The organism is Flavobacterium odoriferum (assembly GCF_025499515.1).
In the GTDB taxonomy this organism is placed as follows: Bacteria; Bacteroidota; Bacteroidia; order Flavobacteriales; family Flavobacteriaceae; genus Flavobacterium; species Flavobacterium odoriferum.
Window position 1 is genome coordinate 1 of the sequence record NZ_JAMKFA010000020.1, and the last position, 14,578, is coordinate 14,578.

Here is a 14,578-nt window from a genome sequence, read left to right on the forward strand (position 1 = left end):
TCATTAGACTACACAGAAAATGGAGCTGCAAAACAATTTAAAGCGTATTTTTCAATGAAAAGATAAGAGAAATTTAAAATAAAGATGTAAATAGAATGAAAAATTTATATCTTTGACCAATTAGGTAATATTACGAATAATATATGTAAAAATATTATTCGTAATATTCTTAGAAATCATTAAGACAACTAAAAAAGATTTTTTAAATCGCATTTTTATTAAAACGATAACCTACGATGAATTTTAAAAAGAGTTATTTTATTTTAGCATTTTTAGTAGCACAATTTACTTACTCTCAAGAAGGTGTTGCAGTGTATTCTGATTATTTATCAGACAATTATTATTTAATACATCCATCTATGGCTGGTGCAGCAAATTGTGGAAAAATAAGACTTACAGGTCGTCAACAATGGTTTGGGCAAGAAGATGCTCCAGCCTTACAGACATTAAGTTTTAATACAGCAATTGATGAAGATGGGAAATCAGGAGTAGGTATGATACTTTTTAATGATAAAAATGGTTATCATTCGCAAAAAGGAGCTAAATTGACTTATGCGCATCATTTAAGGTTTTCAAGAGGGACTTTGGATTTAAATCAATTATCTTTTGGATTAAGTGCAGCTTTTATACAAAGTACATTAGATGAAACAGAATTTACAACATTTGATCCATTTGTTTTTGGAGGAATTTATCAAAAAGATGCATATTTTAATGTTGATTTAGGTGTTTCGTATCATTATATGGACTTTTTTACACATTTTACAATCAAAAACTTTTTAGCAAATAGAAGAGAAATTTATACAGAAGGATTTGAATCTGATAATTTACAAAAATATCTATGGAGTGCAGGTGCAGTTTTTGGAGATGATAGTAACTTGTTATTTGAACCTTCATTTATGTTTCAACATATTCCAGAAACTAAAGAGTCAAATATTGATATAAATTTGAAAGTTTACAAAGAATTAGAATTTGGAAAACTTTGGGGAGGTTTATCATATAGAAGAAGTTTTGATGGTGCAGAATTTAATGCAGACGGTAGTATTGAGGAACAAAAATTACAATGGATTACTCCAATAATTGGTTTAAATTATGATAAATTTATGTTCTCATATACGTATTCTCATATAATGGGTGATGTTAAATTTGATGATGGTGGTTTTCACCAAATCACTTTAGGTATCAATGTGTTCTGTAAAGATAAAGAGTGGGATTGTAATTGCCCTGCTGTAAATTAAATTTATAAAATAGTATATTTGTCCCGATTTATCGGGACATTTTTTTTAAAAGTAATTATGTTAATAAAAGAAGTAAACGGGAAGTTTCCACAAATTCCACAAGATTGTTATGTTGCTGAAAATGCTACTATAGTTGGTGATGTAACTTTTGGATCAAATTGTAGTGTTTGGTTTAATGCTGTAATTCGTGGTGATGTTAATTCAATTTCAATTGGAAATAAAGTTAACATTCAAGATGGTGCTGTTGTTCATTGTACCTATTTGAAGCATCCAACAGTTATTGGAAATAATGTTTCTATTGGTCATAATGCTATTGTTCATGGTTGTACTATTAAAGACAATGTTTTAATTGGTATGGGAGCAATAGTAATGGATAATTGTATAATTGAAAGTAATTCAATAATTGCAGCAGGTTCAGTAATTACACAAAATACTATAGTTGAATCTGGGTGTATATACGCTGGTGTTCCTGCCAAGAAGGTAAAAGATCTTAATCAAAGTGATTTTGCAGGAGAAATTGAGCGTATCTCGAATAATTATGTGATGTATTCAGGTTGGTTTAAAGAATAAGGATTAAAAATTTTTATAAAATACTTTTTCTTTATTCTCTAAAATATTTTCTAAAACTGTAGGGTCGCTATTCGTATAAAAAGTTTGTGTAGCAATCTCTATTGAATTGTTTAAAATATTATTTTCCTCTAATATTCTTTTAGTTTGTTTGGCAACAGCTTCGCCTGAATCAATAATTTTTATATTTGATGGAATTATTTTTTTTATTTGGGGAATCAAATAAGGATAATGACTACAACCTAATACTAAATAATCAATATTTTTTTCAACCATGGGAAGTAAATAACTTTCTAAAAGCTCAATCATTTCTGGAGAATTTATATCTCCATTTTCAATAAGTTGAACCAATCCATGGCCGATTTGCTCAATTATTTTTACATCTGGGTGATTTGTTACGCTTTTGTGAAATAACTCGCTATTTAATGTTCCTTTTGTGGCTAAAATCCCGATACAATTTGTTTTGCTTTGTATTGCTGCTGGTTTTATTGCTGGTTCAATTCCAATAAACGGAACGTCATATTTTGCTCTTAATTCTTTAATAGCATTTGTTGTGGCTGTATTGCAAGCAACAACAATTATTTTACAATTTTTATTCAATAAAAACTCAGTATTTTTACAACTTAAGGAAATAATTTCTTCCTTTGATTTTAAGCCATAAGGAGCGTTCTTGCTATCAGCAAGGTAAATTGTGTTTTCATTTGGTAATAAGGCATGTACTTCTTTCCAAATAGAAGTTCCACCAATACCAGAATCGAATAAACCAATTGGATTTGTATTTTTCATTAAAACAAAAATAAAAAAAACTGCTCAATCTATTGTAAGATTGAGCAGTTTTTAAATTTCTACTTTGAATTAATTAGAAACCTAATTCTTTTTTAACAGCTGGTAACAAATCTTCTCCGTCTGCTACTATTACTCCGCTACCTGTAGTTGCATCTAAAACATAAGTAATTCCTTTTGCTTTAGCGACTTTTTTGATAGCTGCTTGTGCTTTTTCCATGATTGGTTTAATTAAGTCCATCTCTTTTTGACCTAATTCTTTTTGAGCATCTTGTTGAAATTTTTGAATACGAGCACCCATATCTTGCATTTCTTTAGAACGAGTTTCGTTTAAAGCATCACCAGCTGTTGCAGATTCTTGCTCATATTTTTGTAATTTCGTTTGATATTCAGTTGCCATAGCTTTGAAATCTTTATCATATGACTCTTGGATTTTTTTCATTTGATCCTGAGCAGTTTTCATATCTGGCATTGTAGTCATTAAGGCTTGTAAGTCAATATGAGCTACTTTAGTTTGTGCTGATACTTGTGTTCCAACAAAAAGTATAACTGCGATTACTAACGATTTTAAATGTTTCATTTTTTTAATTTTAATTTAGTGTTTATTTACTCTTTTTTCTCTGTTTCTGTTTTTTGTTCTTTCGCTTTTTTAGCGGCTTCTCTTTCTTCAGCTATTTTTTTCTTTTTTTCTTCTAATGCTTTTTTACGCTCTTCAATTTTCTTGTTTCGGTCGTCGATAGCTTTTTGTCTTGTTTCTTCTGGAGTTAATTTTTTTTCACCAGTTGTTTCTTCACTTTTATTTGTTTCTTCTTTTTTTTCTGTATCTTCAGGAAACAAATCATTTATTTCTTCTGTAGATTCTTTTTCAATTACTGTGCCATTTTTTTTGGCATCTCTTTCTTCGATTAATTTTTTGCGTTTTTCGGCAGCAGCAGCTTTCTTGTCTTCGATTGCTTTTTGACGTTCAGCAATTACTTTTTCTCTTGCAGCTTTTTTCTCATCTAAGATTCTTTGGCGTTCTTCAACGGCTGGATTATCAGCTACTGATTCTTCTAAAGCTTCTTTTGCTTCTAACGCTTTTAGTTGTTTTTTACTCATTTCTTCTCTTTTTTGAGCAGAAGTAAGCTTTCTAACAACAAAATCACTGATATTATGTTTTTTATCGGCAAATAACATTGTTAAATCTGACGCTCTGTCAAAAACGAAATCATATTTTCTTTGTTCAGCAACGTCTTGAATAATAGTAAAAATTTGATCTTGAATTGGTTTAACCAAAACACTTTTTTGAATAATTAAATCGCCTTTTGGACCAAAACGTTTTTCTTGGTAATCTAAAAGCTCTTTGTCTAAATAAGCTATTTCTTCTTCTCGTTCTTCTATTAGCTCTTTAGTTAAAAGAACACGTTCTGTTTTAAGATTGTCTTTTAAAGCTGTTATTTCGTTTCTTTTGATTTCAATTTCTTGTTTCCATTTTTGTGCTTTTTGCTCTAATTGGTTCATTGCATCTGCATAATCTGGAACTTTTTCTAAAATATATTCCATGTCAATATAGCCAATTTTAACACCTCTTGCAGTTTGTGCATTAGCAACTATCGAAAAAAACGATATAAGTAAGAATAATTTTTTCATGTACATTAAGTTTTGTTTTTGCGAGTAAAGACTCAAAATAAAATATGATACCTTACAAACGTAACAAATATCAAAATATTTTTACGAATTTAACAAAAATCTATTAACTATCTTTAAAATTGTTGGCCAATGATAAAGTGTGTTTGCCATCCACTTTTTACTGTTTCACCAGGAATTGCATCAAAACCATGAGCAAAATCAATACCTAACAATCCAAATGCTGGCATAAATACACGTAATCCAACACCTGCAGAACGTTGTAGTGTGAACGGATTATAGTCTTTAAAATCATCAAATGCTGCTCCAGCTTCCAAGAAAGTTAGCGCGTAAATTGATGCTGATTGGTTTAATGTTATTGGATATCTTAATTCTAATGAAAATTTGTTATAAACTGTTCCTCCATCTGTTGAAGATAAAGAGTTATTTGGATATCCTCTTAACTGAATAGTTTCTCTACCATCTAATGAAAAGTTAGCTAAACCATCACCACCTAAGTAAAAACGTTCAAAAGGAACTAATCCTCTATCTGAATTATAAGCACCCATAAAACCAAATTCACCCACTGAGCGTAAAACTAGTTTTTCATAAACACGTGTATACCAATCTGCTTTGAATTTTACTTTGTAATATTCTAACCAGTTAAATCTTTTTTGATCTACTTCAGCTTGATTTGCTGATGCGTTTTGCCAATCTGAACCAACAGTTTCGTAAATTCCTGAGCCTTCTTCTGTTTCAACGATATAATCTCCTTCAATTGGCACTTGCCCGTCTTCAGTAGCTTGAACATTTATTCCAGAACCAGATGTATATCTAAGTTTGTAATCTTTTTGATTTTTTAAGTCAGCATAATCAATTCCGTTGAATAATGAATATGGTAGTGTAAATTTACCTGTAATGCTGAATTCTGAACCATAAGTTGGATAAATTGGATTCACTCCTTTACTGTTTCTTGATAAACCAACTGTGTATGCTAAATTTCTTGAAGCTCCGTTACCAAAAGTAAATAATCCAGTATTGTAATTATTTAAATCATAATATTGAAACGAAACGGCTTGCGATAATACGAAATAATCGTCTGGCACAGTTAATCGTTTTGCTAAACCTACTGATAAAGATGTAATATTGAAACTTTGATTTCTTGTTACGTCTCTTGTTGAATAATTGTATAAAAACTGTTTACTGTGAGAAAGAGATGCAGAAAAGCTTACTGGTTTTTTTCCTCCAAACCATGGTTCAGAGAACGATAAACTATAAGTTTGGAAATAAGAACTTCCTTGTAAACGTAACGACATTTTTTGGCCATCTCCCATTGGAAGTGGTTTGTATGCATCTTTTTTGAAAATATTTCTTGCTGAGAAGTTGTTAAATGATAACCCTAAAGTTCCAATAAAACCTCCTCCACCGTAACCTCCTTGAAGTTCAATTTGACTTGATCCTTTTTCAACTACGTTGTATTCAATATCAACAGTTCCAGCTTGTGGGTCAACATTTTTAAAATCAGGTTTAATCGCTTCCGGATCAAAGAATCCTAATTGCCCAATTTCACGAATAGAACGAATTAAATCTTCTTTACTATATTTTTGACCAGGTTTTGTTCTTAATTCTCTATAAATTACGTGGTCGTTCGTTTTATCGTTACCGACAACTGTAATTTTGTTAAAGTAAGCTATTGGACCTTCGGTAATTCTAATTTCAAAATCAATAGTGTCGTTAACTGTTCTAACTTCAACAGGATTGATGTTTGAGAATAAATAACCATTATTTTGATATAAGTTAGTTATATCTTCACCATCAGGTTTAGATTGATCAGCAATTCTTTTTTGAAGTAATGTTCCATTATAAACATCTCCTTTTTTAATTCCAAGAAGTGCGTTTAATTGTCGGTCTGTGTAAACGGTATTTCCTAGGTAACGAATATCACCAAAATAATATTTTCTACCTTCTTCTAAATTTACTTTTATTGCTATAGTATTACTTTTTTTGTCATAAGTAACCGAATCAGAAACGATACGTGCATCTCTAAACCCTTTTTCTTTATATTTTTCAATAACACTAGCTAAATCTTCTTTGTATTTTTCTTTAATATACTTAGATTTTTTAAAAATCCTTAAAACATTTTTTTGTTTTGTGTTTTTAAAAGTTTTTTTAAGTTTTGCATCTGTAATTAAAGAGTTTCCAACAAAATCAATGCTTTTTACTTTTACTTTGTCTCCTTTATCAATATTTACAACCATTTTTACATCTGAAAATGCAGAATCTTGTATTGTATTTATAGATACTTTTGAATTGTAATAACCATCTTTTTTATATTTATTTTCAAAGTAATTTTTAGTTGTAGTTAATAGGTTTTCATTAACAATTTTTCCTTTTTTAAGATCAGCTTCTTTTATAAGTTCTTCTGCTTTTCCTTTTTTTACGCCTTGAATTTTCACATCACCAAGTTTTGGCAATTCGTTTAATTCGAGTTCAAGAAAAATACTATCACCTTCAATTTTATTTACATAAAAATTAACATCAGAGAATAATCCTAATTTCCATAATTTTTTGATAGCAATACTAATATCTTCACCAGGAACCATAATTGATTGTCCTTTTTCTAAACCTGTAAACGTTGTTACGGTTTGAGCGTTGTAGCTAATTTTACCAGTAACTGCAATATCTGCTAAAATATACTCTTTCCCATTTTCAAGTTTTGTTTCTTGAGCAAATGTGGTTGCGCTATTAAGTACGATAAATATTGAAAGTAATTGTAATCCTTTTTTAAACATTTTTTTAAGGTATAATTTGTTCGCTGGTTTTACCAAAACGGCGTTCTCTTTTTTGATAACTAATAATTGCTTCATATAAATGGTCTTCTGAAAAATCTGGCCAAAGCACATCTGTAAAATAAAACTCGGCGTAAGCGATTTGCCATAGTAGGAAATTACTTATTCTATGTTCGCCACTAGTTCTAATTACTAAATCTACATCTGGTAAATTGTGTGTGTAAAGATGCTGATTAATAATTGATTCGTCAATAGCCTCTTCAGAAATTATATTATTTTTAACTTTGTTGCTAATTTTTTTAACAGCTTGAACTAGCTCTTCTCTAGCGCCATAACTAAGGGCTAAAGTGAGTGTCATTCTAGTGTTTTCGGCAGTTTTTTGAATTACTTCTTGCAATTCTTTTTGAACACTTGATGGCAAATTTGTTAAATTTCCAATAGCGTTTAATTTGATATTATTTGATTGTAAAGTCTTAATTTCTTTCTTTAAAGAGGATATTAAAAGCTTCATTAGTGTATCAACTTCCAATTTTGGACGGTTCCAATTTTCGGTTGAAAAGGCATAGAGTGTAAGGTTTTTGATACCAAGTTTAGCACAAGATTCTACAGTTGTTCTTACAGATTTAGTACCACTTTCGTGACCCAAAGCACGTAAAAGACCTTTTTGTTTTGCCCATCTTCCATTTCCATCCATAATAATGGCTAAATGTTGTGGCAAAGTTGCTGTATTTATTTGTTGTACTAATTCCATTTTATTCTGCACAAAAACATGGGTTTTGACCAAAGGTATATGTAAGTGTTAAGCCTGTAAACACATACCAATCGTTACTATTTAAATTGCCAAAACGCAAGGTTTCAAAATTATCATTTTCAGGATTACTCCCATCTAAATTATCTGTAAAAGTATATCGAGCACCAATTTCTGCTCCTAAAACAAAATTATCAAACAAACGTGCTTTTACACCAACAATCATTGGAATTGCAAATGTGCTGCTTTGAAAATCTTTTTCACTTTCGTTATTCAAAATGTATATTTCATCATAAATGAAATAATTAACCCCAGTAAATACGTAGGGAGTTATTTTCTTTTTCCCATCGTGCAAATCAAAATCCATGAAATTAAATTCCATTCCAGCAGAAAATTCTTTTATGCTATTTTCAAATGAATTTCCTCGTAAATTTCTACTTGGAACATCGCTATCAATATCTTTAGATTTTAAACTTCCTTGATAGTACGAAAAACGCCATGCATGTCTCGGGCTTCGATTCCATTTATAGATGATTCCAAATGCAGGCTCGTTTGGTGCAATGTAATCCGTAGGACCAACGTCACCAATATAATTAATACCACCTACAAAAACTCCTAACTCATTGATTTGTGAGTAAGTGCTCAAGGTGCAGAAAATCAGGCTAATGTAAATTAAAAAGCGTTTCATTTTTTGAAATAGTTTGCAAATATAACAATATTGACTTCTTAACCCTATTTTATAGGATTTTTTTGTTACATCTTGTTGAACTTTTAAAACGCTAAAATGATAAAAATGATATAAGTTGTAGTTAATTTCTTTTATCTGCACCCCAAAGTAGTTTTTTTCTAATTGTATTTAAAAACGATTCTTCTTTAAATTCTACAATTGAAATAGTGAATGGTGTTTTTTTAATTTTCACAATAGTGTCTTTTGAAACTGCTGCAATTCTGGAGTCTAATGAAATTAAAAATTGTTCTTCACGACCAGAAACTCTTAATTCAATTTCGGTGTCGTCAGTTATTACTAAAGGTCTGGCATTTAAATTATGTGGCGCCATAGGTGTTATTACAAAACTATTCACATCGGGTGTTAAAACGGGTCCGCCACAACTTAATGAATAACCTGTTGAGCCGGTAGGAGTTGAAACAATTAAGCCATCTGCCCAATACGAGGTTAAATATTCGCCATCTAAGAAAGTTTCAACAGTTATCATCGAAGTTGTGTCTTTTCGGGCAACCGTTACTTCGTTAAGTGCAAAATCTAAAACCGAAAAATTTTCATATTCTGGAGTTGTTGTAATGCTTAATAAACTTCTTTTTGAAATACAATATTCTTTTGCCAACACTTTTTGCAACAAGGTTTCAATGTTTTCAAATTGCACAGTTGCTAAAAATCCTAATCTTCCAGCGTTAATTCCAATAATCGGAATATTTTTATCTCTAATAAATGTGGCTGCTTTCAAGATAGTCCCGTCGCCACCAATACTAATTAGCGCTTCAAAATCTGTAGTTAATTCTTCATAATTTGAATAACTTGGAAACGATTTGTCAACAATGTTTTTTTCTTGAATTATTTTTAAAAAAGCTGCTTCAAAATAAATTGAAACATTATTTGCTGATAAAAAATCAACAACCTTGGCTACAATTTCAGCTGTATTATTTTGATAATATTGTCCAAAAACGGCTATTTTCATAATAATTATTTTCTTAAATATTAAGGTATTTATCTAAATAATCAGAACGTTCTTTTAAACTATTCAAATAAGAATCTTCTTGATGTTCCGAAATAATTTCATACTCATATCTTCTAAACGTTTGAATGATATCATTCAATCCGCTTTGACTAATTTTTATAGTGATTTCTACTTTTCCATTAGCAACATTGGAAATGAATAACCCTAAAATCTTAGCATTATTACTTTCAACTATTTGGGCAACTTGACTCATTGAAAATTTATCAACTTCTTTTTCTACGATGATAATGCCGCCTTCTTCTTTTAAAAACGGAGTTTCATGCAAAAAACGAATTACATCTTCTAATTCATAATAACCTAAATAATTATTCTTCTCGTCTAAAACAGGCAATAAATTGGCTTCGTTTTTAGCAAAAACTTCTAAAACATCAAGCCAAATCATGGTCGAACGTACAAAAAAACGTTCAAAATTAAATCGACTATCATTTACTTTTGCATCGGCATTCAAAAACTCAACAGCATCTTTGCTCACACATCCAATATAAACACCCTCTTCGGTAACTGGAAAATGCGAATACGGAAAATCTACAAAAACATCTTGCGCTTCTGCAATAGAATCGGTATGTTTTATAGGCTTTATCTCGTTATTTATGTAGCTATCTAAACTGTTCATTTTGTTTGGTGTATTATTAATACCGCAAAATAATCAAAAAATACCATATGTTACCTAATTTATACTTTGTATTTTTGCTAAATTAAAATAAAACTCATGACAAAATTATCGGTAAATATTAATAAAATTGCAACATTACGTAATTCAAGAGGTGGAAATGTGCCTGATTTACTGAAGGTTGCCCGCGATATTCAGCAGTTTGGTGCGCAAGGAATCACCATTCATCCAAGACCTGATGAGCGTCATATTCGTTACCAAGATGCGCGTGATTTAAAATCGGTTGTGTATACCGAATATAATATTGAGGGAAATCCGCAACATAATTTTATTGATTTAGTTTTAGAATGTAAACCTACACAAGTTACTTTGGTGCCAGATGCTATTGGTGCTTTAACATCAAATGCGGGTTGGGACACCATTAAACACCAATCGTATTTAACAGAAGTAATTCAGGAATTTCAACGCAATGGAATTAGAACTTCAATTTTTGTTGATGCCGATGAAAAAATGATTGAAGGCGCAAAAGCAACAGGTACAGAGCGTATCGAATTGTACACGGAATCGTTTGCTCATGAATATGGTTTAGGAAATAAAAATGGAATCAAACCTTTTATAAAAGCAGCTATCAAAGCAAATGAGTTAAATATAGGAATCAACGCTGGACACGATTTAAGTATGGATAATATCAAGTTTTTTAAAGAAAATATACCTAATTTATTAGAAGTGTCTATTGGTCATGCACTCATTTCTGAGTCTTTATATTTAGGTTTAGAAAATGTGGTAAATATGTATCTTCAAAAATTAAAATAAGAAATGTTACATTCACGAATAGAAGGAGAAGGAAAGCCATTAATTATCATTCATGGTTTTTTAGGAATGTCTGATAATTGGAAATCTTTAGCAACTCAGTTTGCAGCACAAGGATTTCAAACGCATGCTTTAGATTTACGAAATCATGGTAAAAGTTTTCATTCTGAAGATTTTAGTTATGAAGTTATGGTTGAAGATGTCAAGCAATATTGCAGTTTTCATCAATTAACCGCTATTGATGTGCTTGGACATTCGATGGGAGGAAAAGTAGCCATGTTATTAGCAACTACTTATCCTGAATTAGTTTCAAAATTGATAGTGGCAGATATTGGTCCAAAATATTATCCTCCACATCATCAAACTATTTTAGCAGGATTAAACGCTATTGATTTTACAAAAAATCCAAGTAGAAGCCAAGTAGAAGAAGAACTTTCAAAATATATTAGAGATTTTGGAACACGTCAGTTTCTTCTAAAAAGTTTGTATTGGAAAACACCTGAACAATTAGCTTTCAGATTTAATTTAAATGTTTTTAATAAAAAAATTGAAACAATCGGAACAGCGTTGCCATTTGAAAATACATTTTCTAAGCTTACTTTGTTCTTGCGTGGCGATAAATCAGATTATATAACGGATGCTGATTTTGAAACTATTCTACATCATTTTCCATCATCAAGAATAGAAACAGTAAAAAACGCAGGACATTGGTTACATGCCGAAAATCCAGTTGATTTCTATGACTTTGTAATACATTTTCTTAAGAAAAATCAATAAAAAATTATGCATGCATAATTTTTTAGTTAAAAAAATTGTAAAATTCATATTTTGTTATAATTTTGAAGTATTGATTATAACAAACAAAGAAAAAAACTAACACATTTTTACATTATGAGAAAATTACTTTCTTTAACATTATTGGCTTTGGCTGGCTCTACTGCTTTTGCAGGTGGATATAGAGTAAGTATTCAAGGTCAAAAGCAATTGGCTATGGGACACACGGGTGTTGCAGTAGTAAATAGTGCAGAGGTTGCTTTTTTCAATCCGGCAGGGATGGCTTATTTAGACAAAAAATTCAACTTATCAGTAGGTGCAAACGGATTATTTGCAAATACAAAATTTCAAAACTCTCAATATGGTTGGGAGGCAGAAACTAAAAACGTAGGAACTCCTTTTAGTATTTATGCAACTTATAAATTAAATGATTGGTTTACTGCTGGTTTGGCAGTTTATACTCCATACGGAAGTGCTGTTGAATGGGATCAAGATTGGCAAGGAGCTCATTTAGTAAACAATATTGATTTACAAGCAATTTTCATTCAGCCTTCTATTTCTGTTAGAATTGGAGAACATTTTAGTGTGGGTGGTGGACCAATTTATGCTACTGGGTCAGTAAATTTTAATAGAAACTTATCTATGAATCCTTTACTTTCGGATTCTGAAGGAAACCCAACGGATGTTACTATAGATGCAAAAGGAATTAACGCTTGGGGTTATACAGCTGGATTTATGTTTAATCCAACTGACAAATTAAGAATTGGTATGAATTATCGTTCGGAAATTATTATGGAAGCTCGTGGTGGTGATGCAACTTATAATGACACTCCTTCTTTCAATCCATTAGCAAATACAACTTTTAATGCCGATTTACCATTACCTGCAGAATTGACAGTTGGATTATCATACGAAGTAACAGATAAATGGTTAGTTGCATTTGATTATAATAGAGCAATGTGGAGTGCATACCAAGCTTTAGATGTAGAATTTGGTAATGGGACTTCATCATTAAACCCAAGAAACTATAAAAACGTAAGCACATATAGAGTTGGGACACAATACAAAGCAAATGATAAATTTACTTTTAGAGCTGGATGGTATTTTGATGAGAGCCCTGTTCAGGATGGTTTTTTTGCTCCTGAAACACCTAGAAATGATTCTATGGGATATACTGGTGGGTTAACTTATCAATTAAACAGTAAATTAGGAATTGATTTTTCATTCTTATATTTACATTTTGATGAAGTTGATAATTCTTATGATTATTCAACTGACCCTATAACAGGACAACCAAATCCAGATTTTGGAGGAACGTATAAATCTGTTGTTTTCTCACCAGGTATCGGAATTACTTATGGTTTCTAATTTTAATAAGAAATAAAAATGAAAAATAAATTTATATATTTAGCTATAATAGCTGCTGGTTTTGCTTCATGTGAGCCAGAATTTGAAAACGAAGTAGGGGCAAATTACACAGCAGGTGATGCTGATTTTACAACATATGTAGCCGTTGGAAACTCATTAACAGCAGGTTATATGGACGGAACGGTTTATAAAAGCGGACAAGCTAATTCGTTTCCTAATTTATTAGCACAACAATTTGCATTAGTGGGCGGTGGTACATTTACTCAACCTTCATTTGAAGAAGATGTGAATAATTTAGGTGGTTTTGCAGGCGTTCCAAATTCAACAAGACGAATCATTGACGCCTCAACAGGAACTGTTGAAAATATTGCAGGGACACCAACTATTACAACTACATCGCAAGCAACTGCCTATAATAATATGGGTGTTCCAGGAGCTAAATCTTTTCATTTAGGATTTCCTGGATATGGTACATTAAACCCATATTTTGCAAGACATGCAACTTCTCCAACAGCTACTGTTATAGGTGATGCCATGTCAAAAAACCCAACTTTCTTTACCAATTGGATAGGAGCTAATGATGTTTTGTCGTATGCGACTAATGGTGGAGCGCAAGCAGATGGGACTACACCTGCGGCAGACCATAATTTAACAGGCAATATGAATCCTGCTACTTATGGAAGTAACGATATTACTAATTCAGGTGTTTTTGCAAGTGTATACTCTACGCTTATTAACACATTAACATCAGGTGGTGCTAAAGGAGTTGTTGCAACAGTTCCAAGTGTAACTTCAATTCCATATTTCACGACTGTTCCTTATAAGCCAGTTCCTTTAGATAATACATTTGCTACACAATTAAATAGTGCATATGCCGCTTATAATGGAGGTTTAGATGTTGCTTTCTCAAATGGTTTAATTACAAATGCTGAGAGATTACAAAGAAAGGTTGTTTTTGTTGCAGGGAAAAACCCAGTAGTAATTGTTGATAGTGATTTAACTAATTTGTCTGGATTAGGTTTGCCTTCTTACAGAATGACAACTTCTCAAGATTTAATAGTTTTACCTGCAAGTTCTTTTATTGGAACTACTGTAGGAGGAGATCCGTTAATGATTAATGGAGTAAGTGTTCCTTTAGCAAACAAATGGGTTTTAACAGCAAATGAGAAAGCTAAAGTTGCAAGCGCTACTGCTGCTTATAATAACACTATAGTTTCAATAGCATCAGCTAATGATTTAGCTGTGGCTGATATGAATTCTATTATGAATCAATTAGTAAATGGTTTACAAATTGAAACAGGGCAAATCTACACTGCAAATTACTTTAGTGGTGTTGCGACAGAAAATAAAGTATTATTTTCTTTAGATGGAGTACATCCAAATGCTCGTGGTTATGCTGTTATTGCGAATGAAATTATCAAAGTAATTAACGAACACTACAATGCAAACTTACCATTACATTATGTAAATAATTTCCCTGGAATTAATATTGTAGGTTCAAACTAATATTTTTTTCAAACAAATTTTAAAAAAGG

General features: G+C 31.1%; 14 protein-coding genes. 6 read left to right on the plus strand and 8 right to left on the minus strand.

Going from position 1 to position 14,578, the window contains the following annotated elements; translation table 11 throughout:
- Positions 1-236: 236 nt before the first annotated feature.
- Together M9Q43_RS12545 and M9Q43_RS12550 are read left to right on the plus strand one after the other, a co-directional pair.
- Entirely contained in the window at positions 237-1,235 is a 999-nt protein-coding gene (locus M9Q43_RS12545) for a PorP/SprF family type IX secretion system membrane protein (RefSeq protein WP_262319220.1), read from the plus strand.
- Positions 1,236-1,292: 57 nt separating this feature from the next.
- On the plus strand, positions 1,293-1,805 hold the full coding sequence (locus M9Q43_RS12550; protein WP_262319221.1) for a gamma carbonic anhydrase family protein: 513 nt from the start codon (positions 1,293-1,295) through the stop codon (positions 1,803-1,805).
- Between the two features lie 3 nt (positions 1,806-1,808).
- On the opposite strand, the gene murI is transcribed toward M9Q43_RS12550, so the two are convergent.
- From murI to M9Q43_RS12590, 8 genes are all read right to left on the minus strand, one after another.
- Positions 1,809-2,588 carry a glutamate racemase gene (gene murI, locus M9Q43_RS12555; RefSeq protein WP_262319222.1) on the minus strand — a complete coding sequence of 260 codons (780 nt, stop codon included), beginning with the start codon at positions 2,586-2,588 and terminating at the stop codon, positions 1,809-1,811.
- A gap of 73 nt (positions 2,589-2,661) precedes the next feature.
- Positions 2,662-3,165, minus strand: coding sequence for an OmpH family outer membrane protein (locus tag M9Q43_RS12560; RefSeq protein ID WP_262319223.1), 504 nt, complete (start codon positions 3,163-3,165; stop codon positions 2,662-2,664).
- Between the two features lie 26 nt (positions 3,166-3,191).
- A complete protein-coding gene (locus M9Q43_RS12565; RefSeq protein WP_262319224.1) occupies positions 3,192-4,214 on the minus strand; it encodes an OmpH family outer membrane protein in 1,023 nt (340 codons plus the stop codon).
- Positions 4,215-4,327: 113 nt separating this feature from the next.
- On the minus strand, positions 4,328-7,057 hold the full coding sequence (gene bamA, locus M9Q43_RS12570; protein WP_262319225.1) for an outer membrane protein assembly factor BamA: 2,730 nt from the start codon (positions 7,055-7,057) through the stop codon (positions 4,328-4,330).
- Positions 6,987-7,730: an isoprenyl transferase gene (locus tag M9Q43_RS12575; RefSeq protein WP_262319226.1), complete on the minus strand. Its 744-nt coding sequence runs from the start codon at positions 7,728-7,730 to the stop codon at positions 6,987-6,989. Before M9Q43_RS12575 ends, bamA begins: the two co-directional genes overlap by 71 nt.
- Position 7,731: 1 nt before the next feature.
- Positions 7,732-8,415: a type IX secretion system protein PorG gene (porG, locus tag M9Q43_RS12580; protein ID WP_262319227.1), complete on the minus strand. Its 684-nt coding sequence runs from the start codon at positions 8,413-8,415 to the stop codon at positions 7,732-7,734.
- Between the two features lie 121 nt (positions 8,416-8,536).
- A complete protein-coding gene (locus M9Q43_RS12585) occupies positions 8,537-9,421 on the minus strand; it encodes an NAD kinase (RefSeq protein ID WP_262319228.1) in 885 nt (294 codons plus the stop codon).
- 13 nt (positions 9,422-9,434) lie between these two features.
- A complete protein-coding gene (locus M9Q43_RS12590; protein WP_262319229.1) occupies positions 9,435-10,094 on the minus strand; it encodes a CBS domain-containing protein in 660 nt (219 codons plus the stop codon).
- A 96-nt stretch (positions 10,095-10,190) separates the two neighbouring features.
- Between M9Q43_RS12590 and M9Q43_RS12595 the strand changes: the two genes are divergently transcribed.
- From M9Q43_RS12595 to M9Q43_RS12610, 4 genes are all read left to right on the plus strand, one after another.
- Positions 10,191-10,904 (plus strand): pyridoxine 5'-phosphate synthase, encoded by a 714-nt coding sequence (locus M9Q43_RS12595; RefSeq protein ID WP_262319230.1) that lies wholly within the window; start codon positions 10,191-10,193, stop codon positions 10,902-10,904.
- A gap of 3 nt (positions 10,905-10,907) precedes the next feature.
- The gene (locus M9Q43_RS12600; protein ID WP_262319231.1) at positions 10,908-11,678 is read left to right on the plus strand and encodes an alpha/beta fold hydrolase; all 771 of its coding nucleotides are present in this window, start codon (positions 10,908-10,910) and stop codon (positions 11,676-11,678) included.
- Positions 11,679-11,792: 114 nt separating this feature from the next.
- The gene (locus tag M9Q43_RS12605) at positions 11,793-13,043 is read left to right on the plus strand and encodes an OmpP1/FadL family transporter (protein ID WP_262319232.1); all 1,251 of its coding nucleotides are present in this window, start codon (positions 11,793-11,795) and stop codon (positions 13,041-13,043) included.
- 18 nt (positions 13,044-13,061) lie between these two features.
- The gene (locus tag M9Q43_RS12610; protein ID WP_262319233.1) at positions 13,062-14,549 is read left to right on the plus strand and encodes a G-D-S-L family lipolytic protein; all 1,488 of its coding nucleotides are present in this window, start codon (positions 13,062-13,064) and stop codon (positions 14,547-14,549) included.
- Positions 14,550-14,578 lie beyond the last annotated feature (29 nt).

Bases quoted from the DNA above. Each gene is read 5' to 3' on its own strand.
- M9Q43_RS12600 (WP_262319231.1), top strand. From the start codon at position 10,908: ATGTTACATTCACGAATAGAAGGAGAAGGAAAGCCATTAATTATCATT.
- M9Q43_RS12605 (WP_262319232.1), top strand. From the start codon at position 11,793: ATGAGAAAATTACTTTCTTTAACATTATTGGCTTTGGCTGGCTCTACT.
- M9Q43_RS12545 (WP_262319220.1), top strand. From the start codon at position 237: ATGAATTTTAAAAAGAGTTATTTTATTTTAGCATTTTTAGTAGCACAA.
- M9Q43_RS12590 (WP_262319229.1), bottom strand. From the start codon at position 10,094: ATGAACAGTTTAGATAGCTACATAAATAACGAGATAAAGCCTATAAAA.
- M9Q43_RS12610 (WP_262319233.1), top strand. From the start codon at position 13,062: ATGAAAAATAAATTTATATATTTAGCTATAATAGCTGCTGGTTTTGCT.
- M9Q43_RS12550 (WP_262319221.1), top strand. From the start codon at position 1,293: ATGTTAATAAAAGAAGTAAACGGGAAGTTTCCACAAATTCCACAAGAT.
- bamA (WP_262319225.1), bottom strand. From the start codon at position 7,057: ATGAAGCAATTATTAGTTATCAAAAAAGAGAACGCCGTTTTGGTAAAA.
- M9Q43_RS12575 (WP_262319226.1), bottom strand. From the start codon at position 7,730: ATGGAATTAGTACAACAAATAAATACAGCAACTTTGCCACAACATTTA.
- M9Q43_RS12595 (WP_262319230.1), top strand. From the start codon at position 10,191: ATGACAAAATTATCGGTAAATATTAATAAAATTGCAACATTACGTAAT.
- M9Q43_RS12585 (WP_262319228.1), bottom strand. From the start codon at position 9,421: ATGAAAATAGCCGTTTTTGGACAATATTATCAAAATAATACAGCTGAA.
- murI (WP_262319222.1), bottom strand. From the start codon at position 2,588: ATGAAAAATACAAATCCAATTGGTTTATTCGATTCTGGTATTGGTGGA.
- M9Q43_RS12565 (WP_262319224.1), bottom strand. From the start codon at position 4,214: ATGAAAAAATTATTCTTACTTATATCGTTTTTTTCGATAGTTGCTAAT.
- M9Q43_RS12560 (WP_262319223.1), bottom strand. From the start codon at position 3,165: ATGAAACATTTAAAATCGTTAGTAATCGCAGTTATACTTTTTGTTGGA.
- porG (WP_262319227.1), bottom strand. From the start codon at position 8,415: ATGAAACGCTTTTTAATTTACATTAGCCTGATTTTCTGCACCTTGAGC.